Here is a 15,969-nt window from a genome sequence, read left to right as displayed (position 1 = left end):
CAAGCAAACCATCCTGAAAATATCAAGTTCAACTGTTTATGACTGAAAGGGAATACAATGAATGTGTGCGGCAATATGCAGATAATGTATATCGCTTCATCGTAAAAAACCTGCGGCATGAGGAAGATGCACGGGATGTGGTACAGAGTGCATTTGAAAAAATGTGGCAGCGAAGGGAAGAAGTGGAATATGAGAAAAGCAAGAGTTATCTCTTTACGGTTGCCTACCACCAGATGATAGATCACCTGAGAAAGAGCAAAAGGGTTCTATTGAAGGAGGGATTCAATGAGCAAACTACTATCATTAATAAACCCGTGAACAACCTGAAGAAGATACTAGATGAGGCGCTGGCAAGGCTTGGGGAAACACAGAGGAGTCTGGTGTTATTAAAGGACTATGAGGGTTATTCATATGAGGAGATAGGCAGGATAACGGGACTCAGTGAGAGCCAGGTGAAGGTTTACCTGCACCGTGCGCGGATACAGTTAAAAAACTGGCTGGTACGACCTGAAAATGTTGTTTAGTCACCCAAAAGGAAACACAATGAACATCAACAGAAATAATTACGAAACGATCTTCCTGCTATATGCTGATAATGAGCTGACAGCATCCGAGAAAGTTTGCGTAGAAGATTTTATAAAAGAGAATCCCGACCTGAAGGCAGAACTTGACATGTTCATGCAGGCAATACTTCCAGTGGAAAGCAGCCTGGTATTCGCGGATAAGGAAAGCCTGTTTCGTACAACGGATACTGATAGCCTGGTGAATATCACCAATTATGAAGATTGGTTTGTACGATATGCCGATGATGAACTGACGAATGAAGAGAAGGGGGCTACTGAGTTATTTGTTTATAAGCATCCGGAGTACCAGTCAGATTTTGAACTCATGCAGCAGACTAAGCTGGTACCAGATATGAGTGTCAAATTCCCTGACAAGAAATCATTATACCGTTCTGAGAAGGAAGAGAGCCGTCCGGTGGTGATCGGTATGTGGTTCAGGTATGCGGTTGCGGCGGCGGTTTTGATAGCTGCAGGTATTTTCTGGCTGAATCAAAACAATGCAGTTGAAAATAATTTAGACGGAACTGTAACTATTGCCTCACAGCAACCGTTAAACGAAAAGAAGGATCTGGATGATAAGCAGGAAGTGACTAATATTAAGGCCGAAAACAATAAGCAGGAAACAACCATAAATGCAGAAAAAAAGGCAATCGAGTTAGTGGCAGGCAATGAGAAGAAAAAAGTTTCAGCAGGGGAAGCAAAAGCAACAGGCATTAGTGAAAAAGTGAGTGCGAGGGAATTTGCTGCAAATAACGATAAGAGGCGAGATCCCGAAGCAGTGATAACACCTGTAATAAAGGACAATTTAAATGCAGTGAATGTAGAGGTTGTGGCAGCAAAAACAGTTCCTTCTGCAGGTATTGATAAAGTGGTACGGATAGTTCCTGATGACAGACCGAATGTAGTATATGCAAGTAATGCTGCAGAGGAAGATTATATTTTCGTGCCAACAGATAACCTGGTTAGAAAGACGCCGCTACGGGGAATCCTACGCAAGGCAGGAAGATATCTTGAACAAAAAAATCCACTTTCCACAGAACGCAGTAAGGGCGGTGTATTCACTGCCTCAGCAGAACAGTAATCAATCACTTACGATAAAACAAAGGATATGCTAAAGAAGATTACCTTTTTGGCCCTGGCAGGTATTGCCGTAATGAGCAGCCAGGCCCAGACAGATACCACCAAACAACCAGCGCCGGCGGGCGATACCGTCAGGATCGGGAACATCATTATACTGAAAAACGGTGGTACAGAACCTACGGACAATGATAGAAATGTGACCATCAACATTAACCCCAATCGAAAGAAATCGTCAAGTAAAGTAACGAACTGGGGAATTGTTGATATTGGCTTCAATAACTTTATTGACAATACGAACTATGCTAGTGCTGAGGCGCAGGAATTTGCTCCGCGATCGAGTGAAGACTGGTTTAACCTTCGCAATGGGAAATCAGTGAATGTGAACATCTGGATATTTACGCAAAGGCATAATCTCATCCAACATGTTGTCAACCTGAAATACGGAGTAGGTATTGAATTGTACAACTTCCGTTTTGAAGAAGATATCAGATTCAGGAAAGGACCTGCGCGCATTGAGTTAGACAACGAGATAAATTATTCCAAAAACAAGCTTGCTGCTGATTACCTGACCGTGCCTGTGATGCTTGATTTCAACTTCACTCCCAATAAGGAATACAATAAATCATTTGGGATCAGTGCAGGTGTAAGCGGTAGTTATCTCTATGCCAGCCGTCAGAAATACAAGAGTGGTGAAACGGGTAAAGAGAAAACGAAGGGAAATATCGGCCTCAGGGATTTCAAACTGGCATATGTAGCCGAAGTACAACTTGGTCCGGTTAAATTGTATGGATCGTATGCAACAGAATCAATTTACAAAAAAGGACTTGATCATATACCTTATTCGGTTGGATTAAGGCTGAGCAACTGGTAATCTTATTTCATACTATATTAATGTGGCTACTCCCCCGGGGAGTAGCCACATTGTTGTATATTGAAGGCATAAATCATTTTAAATTATGAGTTATAATGTAATTGACATTGAAGGAATCGGCGAAACTTATGGAGCCAAACTGGAGTTACATGGCATAAGAACAACAGGCGACCTTTTGCAGAAGGCAGGTACAAAGGCAGGACGTGAAATACTTGCGACAGCAACAAGTATTCCTGAATCTCTGATACTTACCTGGGTAAACCATGCAGATTTATTTCGCATCAATGGTATTGCGGGGCAAACGGCAGAATTGCTGGAAGCAGCCGGGGTGGATACGGTAAAAGAGTTATCAACCAGGAATGCCGCCAATCTTCATGCTAAATTAATAGAAGTAAATAAGGAGTTTGGGTTAACCGGAAAAGTTCCTTCATTAGAAATGGTTGAGGGAATGATTCTTGCATCCAAATCAATGGAACCAAAGGTTTTCCATTAGTCTTATTCATAAATTCAAAACAAAAAGCATGAAAAAAATCGGAAGGGTTTTACTGGGACTGGCAATAGCCAGTGCAGTGTCGTTAACGGCATGTAAACCAAAGGACACGGACATTGAAAAAAATGTTACCACCGCTGTTGCGGGTTATCCGGGTGTAAGTGTTAGTGTTAATGATGGTGTGGCTACCATTTCGGGTGAGGTTGCCGATGAATCCACAAAAGCTGCTGTTGAAACTGCCGCTAAATCTGTGAAAGGAGTTAAATCGGTAACAAATAATCTTTCTGTTCCGCCACCACCACCGCCAGTGGAGATCAGTGCCGATGCCACGCTGCAGCAAACAGTAGCGAGTACGCTCACTTCAATGGGCCTGGGCCAGGTAGTGGCCACTGTTAATGATGGTGTGGTTACCTTAACGGGTGAAATCAAAAAGGCAGATCTGCCTAATCTGATGCAGAAGCTTAATGAGCTGAAGCCTAAGAAGATTGAAAACAAATTGACCATTAAATAAATAAAACATCATGGCATTACAGGAAAGTAAATATAAAGCGCTTGTTGATGCAGCTACGGCAAAAGGCATCAGCGACCTTCAGGTTCGCGAGCAGGAAGGTGTATTATATATAGATGGCACGGCTCCGAGCAGTTCGGCAAAGCAGGAGCTTTGGGATCTGTATGAAACCCTTAACCCTGACTTCCGCGATTCTGATCTGGTGATGAATCTTTCTGTTGCGGAAGGTGCTGAGGAAACTTACACGGTACGAAGTGGAGATAGTCTGAGTAAAATTGCGCAGAAATATCCCGGCATCAGCTGGAAGGAAATTTACGAAGCCAATACGGACAGGATCAAAAACCCTGATCTAATCCAGCCAGGATGGGAATTGAAGATCCCCCGCAAATAATACCCGTCTGACGTTTGTCAGGACATAAGTCAGACAGGTAGTGCGCGGAAAGGTAGTGAGCGCCCCGGTATTTCCGGGGCGCTTTTGTTAACATTAATCAAAGTTTTTCCACACTGAAAATAAATTAGTCTCTGGCAGCGTTTTTGGGGTACCCTAACCGTTGAAGCTACTTTTAAAATTGAAAACCTATGCAGCTGTCACGAGTATCCGTATCCATGGTGCTTCTTTTTGCCGTTGGACTAATGTCCTTTTCCGGCCACAACATCCGGAAAATCCGGTACAATCGCTTAAACAGTGAATTAAATGGTACCGCAAGAATCCTCATTGACAAATCAGACTATGAACTCAGCATTTTTGATGATGAGGGATGGTATGCCACTTATCCAGTGGTTTTTGGTGAAAAAACACTGGGAGATAAAATGTGGGAAGGCGACCGGAAGACCCCTGAAGGCGATTACAAAATCATTTCCAAGCGCCCCCATGAGAAATGGGGACAGATCATGCTGATCGATTATCCCACTGCCGCTGACAAAGCCAAATACAATGAAAGAAAAGCCAAAGGCCTGATTCCGCCCAAAAAGGGAATTGGAAATGGGATAGGCATTCATGGTACCTGGCAGCGGGATGATATGGCGGTCGATTATTTCCAGAACTGGACAAATGGCTGTGTAAGTCTGAAACGAAGTGAAATGATCGAGCTATATGAAATGATCCCTGTAGGCACAAGGGTAACCATCAGGAAATAGCCGAGCAAAGGCGCGATCAATACATAAACCAAGAAAAGACTCCTGCAATGGGATTATTACTACTTAAAGGAGTAGTGATAATCCCATTTGATTTTAAAAAACGTTGGTTAGCCGAAAATTATTGACATTATTATAGCAATATCACAAATATGGCTATTTTTGTTTTGCTTATGAGGGCGTATGGTACTCCCACTACAATACTTCCACCAGGGTAATTGATCCATCTTCCTTTTCGAAAACAACCGAACCTGTCCAATCCTTTGAGGAATCTACCTCTTTGTTTTCAAAAACCACCATTGAATTAAATCAATTACTCTACCATGAGAAAACTTGTACACTTAACCTTATTTTTATTCGTAACCCTAACCACAGCCAAAGCTGCTGATAAGTATTGGGTAGGGAATAATGATAACTTCCAACAGAACGGAAACTGGTCATTAACCCCAGGCGGTCCTGGTGGTGCGGGCTCCCCGGGAGCCAACGATGTCGCAGTTTTTGACATTGCATCCAATGGATTCAGTTCTCTTGTCACAATTAACGGGGGACAAACTTTCCAGGGTATTAGGATTGCCGGATTTGAAGGCATTATAGTCTTAACCGGAAATGGAAATAAAAATCTTACCGGCTTTCTTTCCACCGGCCTTCTTTCTTCTATAGTTATGAGCAGCGGAATAATGCAGGTTCAAGGTACCCTTAATGTATCGGGGGACATTAACATGACAGGTGGAATTATCCAACTTGGCAATAGTTCTACCACCACATTAAACGGAAGCCTCATAGTAGATTTCGACAATGGTGCCATTCTTCAAGCAAACACACCTGTGGTTGGACAAACAGGAAGCACTGTCATTTTCAACAATGAGCGTGCAACGCCTGCATTGGTTATTGGTAATGGTTCAGGTACTACAGGAATCAATCTTTATAATGTTACTATAAACAATATTGCCCCTGGAAGTGATGAAACACTAATTTCTTTTAGTGATGTAATGCAGGTTCGAGGCACACTAACACTTCAAAATGGAAGAGTTAACGGTCTGGGGGTTGGAAGTACTGTTGGCAAAATAAGAGCTATAGGAAATATTGTTGCCGGTGCAGGATTCTTACCGTCAAATGCCCAACTTGAATTTGCAGGCAATACTAACCAAACGGTCACTTTTAATGCAGCCGTACAGGGCACCTGGAATGGAAATATTCTCTTTAACAAATCAGGGAATCCCATAGGTACAGTTACATTAAATAGTCCGGTTTTATTTGACCAGTTAGGTCAGACAGTAACTTTTACCAGTGGAGTGGTTAATACAACGCAGACCAATCTGATGATATTCACAGATGGTGTAACTGCCATTGGTCAATCAAATTCAAGTTATGTTGATGGTCCGGTTCAGAAATCAGGAATATCCGGATTTACATTCCCCGTTGGCGATGCAGGATTCTGGGGGGGTATTTCAATTAGTGGTGGAACCGCTTTTGAAAGTCCTTTTGCCAGTTCGGTTACACATGTTGCTCAATATTTCCGTGTGAACCCAGACCTGGCAGGGTATCCACATACAAGTTTATCTCCTTTTGCCATTGCCAATAATTTCAAGGTTAGCGAATGCGAATACTGGAACATGCAACGTACGGCTGGTACTGCTGACCCAGTAATCTGGTTAAGTTTTGATAATGCCAGAAGCTGTGGTATAACAGCGCCGAATAACCTGGCAGTTATGGCATGGATACCACCTTTGACAAGCTATTGGGAAGCAACAGGTGGCGTGTTTACGGGTTCACCAGTTAATTTCCGTCGTTCAATCGGACCAGTTAACTTCATTTCCGGAATCTATACACTCGGCACAAACAATCCAATTGCGAACCCGCTTCCTGTACGTTGGCTGAGCTTTACCGGTCGTTATTTTAATGCAGCGGTAGAATTAAACTGGAGCACATCCCTTGAACAGAACAATGATATGTTCACTGTGGAGCGTTCATCCGATGGAATTAATTACAGTGCGATTGGTACGGTGAAAGGAAAAGGCAATGCATCAACTACTTCAGTTTACAATTTTGTGGATCCGAGACCATTGTCTGGAACAGGACATTATCGTATCAAGCAAACAGATCGCGATGGAAAAATTTCTTACAGTGATGTGATCAGGGTTTCAAGCAGCAGTCCGTCGGTGAGAGGACTCCGTCTGTTCCCGAACCCGGCTGCGGGCAATATTCCATTAACCTTGGAAAATAGCAGCTGGACCAACAAGAAAGTGAATGTCACCATCTTCAATGCTGTGGGTGGAATTGTTTACCAGGACCAGGTGACATTTGGTGCTGACGGAAGAAGCAAAGTCAATATTTCATCATTACAGAAGGGATCATATTTTGTAAGCACTTACCTGAATGGTGAAAAGCAAACAATGCCTTTCCTTGTGCAATAATCAGATCTTCTAAATTATACGATGGACCGTCCGCAAGGGCGGTCCTTTTTTTTGGGAGATTCCCCTATTTTTACCCATTATCCGAATATGCTGTACCGCCTGGTTAAAATGTTGATGAGATCTGCCCTTGGAATGTTTTACCGGCATTCGATGTTGCGGAACATGCATCATATAGCTTTGAAAGATGCTGCAATTTTGATTTCTAACCACCCATCCTCACTAATGGACGCTGCCTTACTGGGTGTATTATTGAAAAGGCCGATTCATTTTTTTGCACGAGGTGATGTTTTCATGAATCCAGTTGTGAACAGCATCCTTAAAGCACTGCATATGCATCCGGTGCACCATCATGAAGGCGGGCGAGATACATTAACTGCTAACGATGCGAGTTTCGAAAAAGCAATAACGCTTCTTCACGAAGGTGCCCTCGTATTATTTTTTCCGGAGGGTAACAGCCATACCGATTATCATCTTCTCTCCTTCCGTAAAGGAGCATTCAGAATTGCCCTGCAGGCTGTATCGCGGAAACCCGGGCTTGATATTCAGGTTGTTCCAATAGCTATAAATTATAGTCACCCCACTGCAATTTTCAGTTCCGTGTGGGTGCAGGCAGCGGAACCCATATCTGTAAAAAACCATCTGGAAAATTATAATGAGCATAGGGCTATTGGCATAAGGCAGTTAACAAGGGATGCAGAAAATGCTGTAAGGGAGATTGCTATAGATGCCATGGCCGGGCATTCGCCTCAACTATTTTCATGCCTCACCATATGGCGGAACTCTGAACATGCGTTGAATATTTCCGGAGAGCAACAGATAGTGGCAGAATATGCTATCAGCAAAGCACAGCCGAAATGGATGCACCATGTGCAATTGCCATTACAGGAATATGAAAAATTATTGGCGGCATACCATTGCACTGATGAAGAAGTGGTTGCGGCAGGCAGAAAAAAAATATCGAAGGCTCCCCTTTTACTTGGCTTCCCCGCGGCTGCCATTGGCTGGTTTCTGAATGCACTCCCCCTTTTGCTGGCAAGGATGATATCTGACAAAAAGGTAAAACGAACTGATTTTTATTCCTGGGTTCTTGTTGTAAGTTCTGCGCTGCTTTATGTAATATGGTTTATTTGCATTGCTGTTTCAGCTATTATCATTCTCACTGGATGGCAAACAATAGGTTTATTGTTTGTGATGGTGGCAACGGGACAATATTGCTGGAATTATTTCCGCTATTACCATCAATGGAGGTTGCAGCAAAATGGTCGCAGATTACCAGAAGCAGTACGCTCAGAAATGGAAAGACTGCGCAAAGAAATACTGGAGCAGATCAATGCGCAAAGTAATCCCGATAAACAATAATTAAAGCTTCCCAATTTTAATTTCATCTACCACCGCAGGGTCGAGTAAAGTTGAAGTATCGCCCAGATTTTCTGTTTCCCCTTCTGCGATCTTCCGAAGTATGCGGCGCATGATCTTACCACTTCGGGTTTTTGGAAGTCCGGATACAAACTGGATCTTATCGGGTTTTGCTATTGGTCCAATGATGCGGCTTACCGTGAGGGTTATATCCTGACGGCTCAGGTGCTCATCTCCGTGGCTGCTCTGGTAAATTACGAAAGCATAGATACCCTGGCCCTTAATATCGTGGGGGTAGCCCACAACTGCACTTTCCACTACTCCTGCGTGCATATTGATAGCGTTCTCTACTTCAGCTGTGCCGATCCGGTGACCGCTCACATTCAGTACATCATCAACCCTTCCTGTGATGCGGTAATTTCCGGATTCATCGCGGTAACAACCATCGCCGGTAAAGTACATATTTGGATAAGCAGTAAAGTAATTCATGCGGCAGCGTTCATGATCATTATAGGTTGTGCGTAAAATAGATGGCCAGGGAAATTTGATACATAGGTTCCCGCTAACATTATTACCGGTAATTTCCACTCCATTTTCATCCAGCAATATTGGCTGTACACCTGGCATTGGTAAAGTAGCGAATGTTGCTTTGGCGGGAGTAACCCCGGCCATATTGCCAATGAGCACGCCACCCGTTTCGGTTTGCCACCATGTATCAACAATTGGGCAGCGCCCTTTGCCGATCTCTTCATTGTACCAGTTCCAGGCTTCTTCATTGATAGGTTCGCCAACAGTACCGAGCACTTTAAGCGAAGAAAGATTTTTACCATGTACGGGGCCAAGGCCAAAGCCCATTAAAGAACGTATGGCTGTGGGGGCAGTGTATAAAACATTTACTTTATACTTATCAACGATCTCCCAGAATCTTCCCGCATCGGGCCAGGTGGGGATGCCTTCAAATAAAAGCGTTGTTGCTCCCGAAAGCAGGGGTCCATAAACAATATAACTATGCCCGGTGATCCAGCCAATATCGGCGGTACAAAAATGTATATCGCCAGGTTCATACTGGAATGTATTTACAAAGGTATATCCGGTGTAAACCATATAGCCACCAACGGTATGAACCACTCCCTTAGGCTTACCTGTAGAGCCGGAGGTGTATAGAATAAACAGGGGATCTTCAGCATCCATTTCTTCTGCGGGACAATCAGGATTACCCTGTGTTTCCACCTTACGGATCTCATCTTCCCACCATACATCCCTTCCTTTTATCATGGAAACAGGCGTGCGATTTCTTGTAAGTACGATAACCCGCTTAACGAAGCGGCATTGAATGAGGGCATCATCAATTACACTTTTTAATGGGATGGATTTATTGCCCCGGAAGGCTCCGTCACATGTGATCACGAATTCCGCATTTGCATCCATAAGCCTGTCGGCGATAGACTGGGCACTGAAGCCACCAAAGATCACGGAATGTATGGCTCCGATGCGAGCACAGGCCAGCACCGCGATGGCAAGTTCGGGTACCATGCCCATGTAGATACAAACCCTGTCGCCTTTACCGATACCATTGTTTTTAAGGACATTGGCGAATTGAATAACCTTATTATGAAGTTCCCGGTATGTGAGGATACGGTGGTGTTCATCAGGATCATTTGGTTCCCATATTATAGCTGGTTTATTGCCCAAAGAACCAAGGTGCCTATCGAGACAATTCTCTGTAATGTTTAGTTTTCCACCGATGAACCATTCAATTTTCGGTTCGGTGAAATTCCATTCCAACACCTTATCCCAGCGTTTGCGCCAATAAAAATTTGACGCTATGTCGGCCCAGAAACCTTCGGGGTCATCCACACTTTTTTTATAGACAGTATTGTATTGTTCCAGTGACCTGATTTGGTAAGGATATGACATTTGTATCGTTTTAGGTTGCACTCCTGAAACAGGAAAAGGTTCAGGCGCAACGAATTCAGTTCGCTAATTTAGTATGTTTAAGGTAAATAGGCAGCAAGCAATGAATCAGGCAAGTACTTCAACCGGCATATGGAAAGTGATTGGTGCATCATCAGTGGGCACTTTAATTGAATGGTATGATTTCTATATTTTCGGAAGCCTTGCAACAGTAATTGCCACACAATTTTTTCCAAATACTAATCCCACAGCCGCTTTATTGAGCACGCTGGCAACCTTTGCGGCTGGATTTATAGTCAGACCATTCGGAGCACTTGTGTTTGGGAGGCTAGGAGATCTTATTGGTCGTAAATACACTTTTCTCTTAACCCTGGTATTAATGGGAGGTTCAACCTTTGCCATAGGGTTGGTACCAGGCTATGAAACCATCGGCTTTGCGGCACCAATCATTGTATTATTACTCCGATTGCTACAAGGCCTTGCCCTGGGAGGTGAATATGGAGGTGCGGCCACTTATGTTGCGGAACATGCACCCCCGAACCGCCGGGGATATTTTACTTCATGGATACAAACTACTGCCACGTTAGGGCTTTTTGTTTCGTTGGGTGTGATACTGCTCACCCGGCATAGTCTTGACCCCGACCCGGAGGAGTCTATCCGAAAATTCAATGAATGGGGATGGCGGATTCCATTTCTGGTTTCGATTGTACTGGTGATCGTTTCCATTTATATAAGGATGAAAATGAATGAATCGCCACTGTTCGCCAAACTTAAGGAGGAGGGCAATCTCTCGACCAATCCGCTGAAGGAAAGTTTTGGGCATCGTACTAATCTTAAAATGGTATTGCTGGCACTTTTTGGCGCAACCATGGGGCAAGGGGTAGTTTGGTACACAGGACAATTCTATGCCCAATCATTTATTGAAAATGTATGCAGAATAGATTTTGATCAAAGCCGAACTATAATTATCTGGGCCATACTTTTTGCAACACCATTTTTCGTAGTGTTCGGGTCATGGAGCGACAGGGTTGGGAGAAAATGGATCATGATGGCCGGAATGCTGATAGCCATATTTTCTTATCGTCCCATTTATAAACAATTCCTGTTACTCAGTGATGTGGCCGCTTTGGAAAAAGTGACAGCTCCAACAATCACTGCTTCCAATATTAAAAAAACGGCGCTATCTAATGGTACTGATTCTCTTCTAACAACCACTGTTCATAAAACAGCCCTTAATGGAATACGGTATAAAAGTGTGGTTTCAGACACATTATTTAGTTCGGGACAGGAACAAACAACTGCCACAGAAATCCGGTACCTGGAAAAGAAGCTTGACCAATCAACTTATTGGAAATTCGTATTGCTGGTTTTTATACAGGTTCTGCTTGTAACCATGGTTTATGGGCCTATCGCTGCTTTTCTGGTTGAACTGTTTCCAACCAAGATCAGGTATACCAGCATGTCGCTCCCTTACCATATCGGGAATGGGGTTTTTGGCGGGCTGACACCGTTTATCGCAACGTTGCTCACAACAATTTATGCTGACAAACTGGTAGGGTTATGGTATCCGATTGCGATCGCGGCTGTTTGCCTGGTAATTGGAGCGTTGTATGTAAGTAACCGGATTGATCCAAATGTTAATGACTAAACCAACAAAAAAATGAACTTGCTGAAAAGATATCTGGGGATATTATGGGTGGCATTGGCCCCGTTTTCGATGTATTACCTGATAAGAACAGCGCTGGCGGAGATAGCCGCCAAACCAGTAATTGATACAAAGATCCAGTGGGGTGTTTTTGTAATTGTGTTTTTTCCTATTGCGATCGGGTTAATAATATTTGGTTTTTATGCACTTAAAGGAGAATATGACCATCTTCCGGAGAGTTCGGAGGAAATTGAAGACTGAGAAAAACTGATTGTTAAATCCATTAACAATCGGAAGCATTCTGATGTTATTAAAGTAATTTCGCGCCATGACCAACATCAATTCATCATTTTACCCGGCATTATACCGGTATAGGGCATTGCTCTGTGCCGTGGCGGTGCTCTTTATGATGGCATTGAGTAGTAGTTTGGTCATGTTGCCTTTTGCTTCCAAGCAAAACAAAACAGTGATCCTAAATACTGTTGAAGAGGAAGCAGGCGGGAGCAGTTCAAATAACATAAATGAAGAGCATAAGAATGGCAAATCCTTTAACGGCCATTTATATGATTTCGACGCTTTTCTTTTGAGCCAGCGTTTAAGCAGATCTCATTACAATATTCCACGTTCTGTGAATATTCTCTCCACCTTACATTCAAAGAGGATCGTACAGCCTCCGGAGTGTTGATAATTTCAATATTTACTTTCCGGCAATAACATTTATCCCCATCTGTAAGAATTGTGCATTTTCATGTGCAAACGGACGGATCGGATGATTGGCTAATTTATAAACTCCTTTTTATGGCTCGTTCTGTACGCAACGTTTTCAGCAATCTTGGTGCTGATTTTCCCGCATCTGTTGTAGTTTTTTTGGTGGCACTTCCACTTTGTCTTGGTATCGCCCTCGGTTCAAATGCTCCATTATTCTCTGGTCTTATAGCGGGCATAGCCGGTGGAATAGTTATTGGTTTCCTTAGCGGATCGCAGCTCAGTGTGAGTGGTCCTGCGGCGGGACTTACTGCTATTGTTGCAGCAGCAATAGGCAAGCTACCTGCATTTGAAGCATTTCTTCTGGCTGTTGTGCTGGCGGGGATTTTTCAAGTATTCCTTGGTTTTCTGAAAGCGGGGATATTGGGCGATTATATTCCAGGTGCTGTAATTAAGGCCATGCTTGCAGCCATTGGACTTATCCTAATACTGAAACAATTACCACACCTGGTGGGGTATAATGCCGATTTCGAAGGAGATGAAAGTTTTCGCCAGCCGGATGGTTCAAATACCTTCACTGGAATTTTCAAAGCCTTAAATTATATTCTGCCACTTGCCATTGCTATTGGACTTATTTCTTTAGGAATTCAGATAGTGTGGGATAATATACTGGCAAAAAAAGCAAAATTCTTTAAGCTCATTCCGGCGCCGTTGATAGTTGTGTTGGTGGCTATAGGCATCAACCAATGGGCAATGATCTATAACCCCTCGCTGGCACTGCCGGCCCATGCGCTGGTAAGCATACCTGTTGCTGAATCATTAGGGGGGTTTCTATCCTTCTTTATGTTTCCGGATTTCAGTTATATCTCAAATTACCAGGTTTGGATCTCTGCTGCAACCATTGCCATTGTGGCCAGCCTTGAGACTTTGCTGAATATTGAGGCATCTGACGAATTAGACCCATACCAGCGTGTGACCCCAACTAACCGGGAGTTGAAGGCACAGGGTGCGGGAAATCTGGTTTCGGGATTACTTGGTGGTTTGCCAGTGACCTCGGTAATTGTAAGGACTTCTGCAAACATACATTCGGGAGCAAAATCGAAAATGTCGGCCATCATGCACGGTATGATGCTTTTATTAACTGTTGCATTGATCCCTAAAATGCTCAATCTCATTCCCCTGCCTGCCCTGGCCGCTGTATTGATTTATACGGGTTTTAAACTTGCCAAACCAGCTATCTTTAAGCAGTTTTATCGCAAAGGTTTTGACCAATTCATTCCATTTGTTGTTACGATTGTGGCCATTTTATTTACTGACCTTCTGGTTGGGATCATGATCGGTTGCCTGGTAGGATTATTTTTCGTTATGCGAAGTAATTTCAGGTCGGCAGTATTTGTTGTGAATGATGAGAACAATTACCTGTTTCGTTTACGCAAGGATGTTAGTTACCTGAATAAGCCCATTATAAAACGCAAACTGGCACAGGTGCCTGAAAACGCTTATGTACTCATTGATGCAACACGGGCAGATTTCCTGGATCGTGATGTGGTTGAGGTCATAGAAGATTTTATCATCAGTGCACCATTAAAGAATATAAAGGTAGAGTTGAAAAAAAGTGCATATAAAGAACAAGGATTTTCACATATTGAAGGACCATTAAAAGCAAGCGCATAATGAACACTTACGAAAGGCTCTTATTAGAGAACAAAGCATGGGCGGCAGAAACTGTTTCAGCTGATCCTGGATATTTTGACAGGCTGTCGCATTTACAAACACCAGAGTTTTTATGGATTGGGTGCAGTGACAGTAGGGTTCCCGCCAACCAGATCACCGGTACACAGCCGGGTGAGATTTTTGTGCATCGGAATGTTGCCAATATGGTGGTGCATACAGATCTTAATATGCTGACGGTACTGGATTATGCTGTGAATCACCTGAAGGTGAAACATGTAATTGTGTGTGGCCATTATGGTTGCGGTGGTGTAAAGGCTGCAATGACCAAGCATAATTTTGGCATCATCAATAAATGGCTAATGAACATCAAGGATGTTTACAGATTCCATCGGGATGAGATCGACGCAATTGCCGATGAGGAAAAACGGAGTAACCGCCTGACAGAACTTAACGTAGAAGAGCAGGTGAGGAATCTAGCTAAAACATCCATTATCCAAAAGGCCTGGAAAGATCGGCAGGCACCTCACTTACATGGTTGGGTATATGGACTTAAGGATGGTCTCATCAATCCCGTATTTGAGATGCCGGCAGGAACGCATATTGATGAGATCTATGAGTTTGATGACTTATAATTCAGTAGGTTTGTTGCATGTCTATATCAGTTGAATCCTTACTGAAAGTATACGGCCAGCAAAAGGCTGTCAATAATATTTCTTTCACGGTTAACAAGGGTGAGATCGTTGGATTTCTTGGACCGAATGGTGCTGGTAAATCGACGACCATGAAGATACTGACGGGCTACCTACGCCCGGATGGTGGAAAGGCCTGGGTCTGCGGCACGGATGTGCAGGCAGACCCGCTTACCACCAAGTGTAAGATCGGATACCTGCCTGAATCAAATCCGCTTTATTACGATATGTATGTTCGGGAGTATCTTCATTTTATGGCGGATGTACATTCCGTTGAAAATAAGAATACCCGTATCAATGATGTAATCGCAAAAGTGGGACTAACCCCTGAAAGCGATAAGAAGATTGGGCAATTATCAAAGGGATACAAACAACGTGTTGGATTGGCTGCTGCCCTGATCCACGATCCGGAAGTTCTGATACTAGACGAGCCAACTACTGGTCTTGATCCCAACCAGATATTGGAAATCCGTGAGGTGATCAGGGAGTTGGGGCGTGATAAAACAGTATTATTTTCCTCACATATATTACAGGAAGTGGAGGCGGTTTGCAGCAGGGTAATCATCATCAACAAAGGACAACTCATTGCCAACAATACCCTCGCTGCACTTCAGTCGCAAAACAGCAAGCCCGTAATAAGGGTACAATTCCGTGAGGTGGTGGAGGCATCATTAATAAAAATGGGAGTAACGACGCTGATTGACCTGCAACAGATGGGGGCAACTGAATGGCAGATCAGGGCAATGGATATAAATGAGGCCCGAAAGCAATTATTGTCGTTGTCTGTTGAGCATAATCTTAATATTATCAGCCTGCAGAGCGGAGAAAACAGTCTTGAGGAAGTATTCCGCACCCTAACGGGAAATGAAGGTTAAAGCAAGATTCTTTTCCCTTTTACCCATTCCCAATTCCCCTTTATCTTTGTA

General features: G+C 43.4%; 16 protein-coding genes. 15 read left to right on the top strand and 1 reads right to left on the bottom strand.

Annotated features, from left to right (window positions below):
* The first annotated feature begins 38 nt into the window (after window positions 1-38).
* The 9 genes from HY58_RS01100 to HY58_RS01060 all read left to right on the top strand — a co-directional run bounded on the left by HY58_RS01100 (window position 39) and on the right by HY58_RS01060 (window position 8,419).
* Window positions 39-524 (top strand): RNA polymerase sigma factor, encoded by a 486-nt coding sequence (locus tag HY58_RS01100; RefSeq protein WP_039126488.1) that lies wholly within the window; start codon window positions 39-41, stop codon window positions 522-524.
* A 19-nt stretch (window positions 525-543) separates the two neighbouring features.
* On the top strand, window positions 544-1,644 hold the full coding sequence (locus tag HY58_RS01095) for a hypothetical protein (protein ID WP_039126484.1): 1,101 nt from the start codon (window positions 544-546) through the stop codon (window positions 1,642-1,644).
* Window positions 1,645-1,671: 27 nt separating this feature from the next.
* On the top strand, window positions 1,672-2,514 hold the full coding sequence (locus HY58_RS01090) for an outer membrane beta-barrel protein (RefSeq protein ID WP_052323729.1): 843 nt from the start codon (window positions 1,672-1,674) through the stop codon (window positions 2,512-2,514).
* Window positions 2,515-2,599: 85 nt separating this feature from the next.
* The gene (locus HY58_RS01085; protein WP_039126481.1) at window positions 2,600-3,007 is read left to right on the top strand and encodes a DUF4332 domain-containing protein; all 408 of its coding nucleotides are present in this window, start codon (window positions 2,600-2,602) and stop codon (window positions 3,005-3,007) included.
* Window positions 3,008-3,035: 28 nt separating this feature from the next.
* Complete coding sequence (locus HY58_RS01080; protein ID WP_039126477.1) at window positions 3,036-3,515, top strand: BON domain-containing protein; 480 nt, start codon at window positions 3,036-3,038, stop codon at window positions 3,513-3,515.
* Between the two features lie 10 nt (window positions 3,516-3,525).
* Window positions 3,526-3,903, top strand: a complete 378-nt coding sequence (locus tag HY58_RS01075) for a LysM peptidoglycan-binding domain-containing protein (RefSeq protein ID WP_039126474.1) — start codon at window positions 3,526-3,528, stop codon at window positions 3,901-3,903.
* A gap of 188 nt (window positions 3,904-4,091) precedes the next feature.
* Window positions 4,092-4,649: a murein L,D-transpeptidase family protein gene (locus HY58_RS01070; RefSeq protein ID WP_039126470.1), complete on the top strand. Its 558-nt coding sequence runs from the start codon at window positions 4,092-4,094 to the stop codon at window positions 4,647-4,649.
* A gap of 320 nt (window positions 4,650-4,969) precedes the next feature.
* Entirely contained in the window at window positions 4,970-7,060 is a 2,091-nt protein-coding gene (locus tag HY58_RS01065) for a T9SS type A sorting domain-containing protein (RefSeq protein ID WP_039126466.1), read from the top strand.
* Between the two features lie 87 nt (window positions 7,061-7,147).
* Window positions 7,148-8,419 carry a 1-acyl-sn-glycerol-3-phosphate acyltransferase gene (locus HY58_RS01060; protein ID WP_039126462.1) on the top strand — a complete coding sequence of 424 codons (1,272 nt, stop codon included), beginning with the start codon at window positions 7,148-7,150 and terminating at the stop codon, window positions 8,417-8,419.
* On the opposite strand, the gene acs is transcribed toward HY58_RS01060, so the two are convergent.
* Window positions 8,420-10,333 (bottom strand): acetate--CoA ligase, encoded by a 1,914-nt coding sequence (gene acs, locus HY58_RS01055; RefSeq protein ID WP_039126459.1) that lies wholly within the window; start codon window positions 10,331-10,333, stop codon window positions 8,420-8,422.
* Window positions 10,334-10,433: 100 nt separating this feature from the next.
* Here acs and HY58_RS01050 point away from each other — a divergent pair, with 100 nt between their 5' ends.
* From HY58_RS01050 to gldA, 6 genes are all read left to right on the top strand, one after another.
* Entirely contained in the window at window positions 10,434-11,978 is a 1,545-nt protein-coding gene (locus HY58_RS01050; RefSeq protein WP_039127736.1) for an MFS transporter, read from the top strand.
* Window positions 11,979-11,990: 12 nt separating this feature from the next.
* The gene (locus HY58_RS01045; protein WP_039126455.1) at window positions 11,991-12,236 is read left to right on the top strand and encodes a DUF6814 family protein; all 246 of its coding nucleotides are present in this window, start codon (window positions 11,991-11,993) and stop codon (window positions 12,234-12,236) included.
* 67 nt (window positions 12,237-12,303) lie between these two features.
* Complete coding sequence (locus HY58_RS01040; RefSeq protein WP_039126452.1) at window positions 12,304-12,660, top strand: hypothetical protein; 357 nt, start codon at window positions 12,304-12,306, stop codon at window positions 12,658-12,660.
* 113 nt (window positions 12,661-12,773) lie between these two features.
* The gene (locus tag HY58_RS01035; RefSeq protein WP_039126449.1) at window positions 12,774-14,354 is read left to right on the top strand and encodes a SulP family inorganic anion transporter; all 1,581 of its coding nucleotides are present in this window, start codon (window positions 12,774-12,776) and stop codon (window positions 14,352-14,354) included.
* Window positions 14,354-14,986: a carbonate dehydratase gene (gene can / locus HY58_RS01030; protein ID WP_039126445.1), complete on the top strand. Its 633-nt coding sequence runs from the start codon at window positions 14,354-14,356 to the stop codon at window positions 14,984-14,986. Before HY58_RS01035 ends, can begins: the two co-directional genes overlap by 1 nt.
* A gap of 17 nt (window positions 14,987-15,003) precedes the next feature.
* Complete coding sequence (gene gldA, locus HY58_RS01025; RefSeq protein ID WP_039126442.1) at window positions 15,004-15,918, top strand: gliding motility-associated ABC transporter ATP-binding subunit GldA; 915 nt, start codon at window positions 15,004-15,006, stop codon at window positions 15,916-15,918.
* The last annotated feature ends 51 nt before the right edge of the window (window positions 15,919-15,969 follow it).

It is taken from the genome of Flavihumibacter sp. ZG627 (assembly GCF_000814325.1).
In the GTDB taxonomy this organism is placed as follows: domain Bacteria; phylum Bacteroidota; class Bacteroidia; order Chitinophagales; family Chitinophagaceae; genus Flavihumibacter.
Note: the sequence above shows the minus strand (reverse complement) of the source record. Positions and strands in the feature narration are given on the sequence as shown.

Bases quoted from the DNA above. Each gene is read 5' to 3' on its own strand.
- HY58_RS01100 (WP_039126488.1), top strand. From the start codon at position 39: ATGACTGAAAGGGAATACAATGAATGTGTGCGGCAATATGCAGATAAT.
- HY58_RS01095 (WP_039126484.1), top strand. From the start codon at position 544: ATGAACATCAACAGAAATAATTACGAAACGATCTTCCTGCTATATGCT.
- HY58_RS01090 (WP_052323729.1), top strand. From the start codon at position 1,672: ATGCTAAAGAAGATTACCTTTTTGGCCCTGGCAGGTATTGCCGTAATG.
- HY58_RS01085 (WP_039126481.1), top strand. From the start codon at position 2,600: ATGAGTTATAATGTAATTGACATTGAAGGAATCGGCGAAACTTATGGA.
- HY58_RS01080 (WP_039126477.1), top strand. From the start codon at position 3,036: ATGAAAAAAATCGGAAGGGTTTTACTGGGACTGGCAATAGCCAGTGCA.
- HY58_RS01075 (WP_039126474.1), top strand. From the start codon at position 3,526: ATGGCATTACAGGAAAGTAAATATAAAGCGCTTGTTGATGCAGCTACG.
- HY58_RS01070 (WP_039126470.1), top strand. From the start codon at position 4,092: ATGCAGCTGTCACGAGTATCCGTATCCATGGTGCTTCTTTTTGCCGTT.
- HY58_RS01065 (WP_039126466.1), top strand. From the start codon at position 4,970: ATGAGAAAACTTGTACACTTAACCTTATTTTTATTCGTAACCCTAACC.
- HY58_RS01060 (WP_039126462.1), top strand. From the start codon at position 7,148: ATGCTGTACCGCCTGGTTAAAATGTTGATGAGATCTGCCCTTGGAATG.
- acs (WP_039126459.1), bottom strand. From the start codon at position 10,333: ATGTCATATCCTTACCAAATCAGGTCACTGGAACAATACAATACTGTC.
- HY58_RS01050 (WP_039127736.1), top strand. From the start codon at position 10,434: ATGAATCAGGCAAGTACTTCAACCGGCATATGGAAAGTGATTGGTGCA.
- HY58_RS01045 (WP_039126455.1), top strand. From the start codon at position 11,991: ATGAACTTGCTGAAAAGATATCTGGGGATATTATGGGTGGCATTGGCC.
- HY58_RS01040 (WP_039126452.1), top strand. From the start codon at position 12,304: ATGACCAACATCAATTCATCATTTTACCCGGCATTATACCGGTATAGG.
- HY58_RS01035 (WP_039126449.1), top strand. From the start codon at position 12,774: ATGGCTCGTTCTGTACGCAACGTTTTCAGCAATCTTGGTGCTGATTTT.
- can (WP_039126445.1), top strand. From the start codon at position 14,354: ATGAACACTTACGAAAGGCTCTTATTAGAGAACAAAGCATGGGCGGCA.
- gldA (WP_039126442.1), top strand. From the start codon at position 15,004: ATGTCTATATCAGTTGAATCCTTACTGAAAGTATACGGCCAGCAAAAG.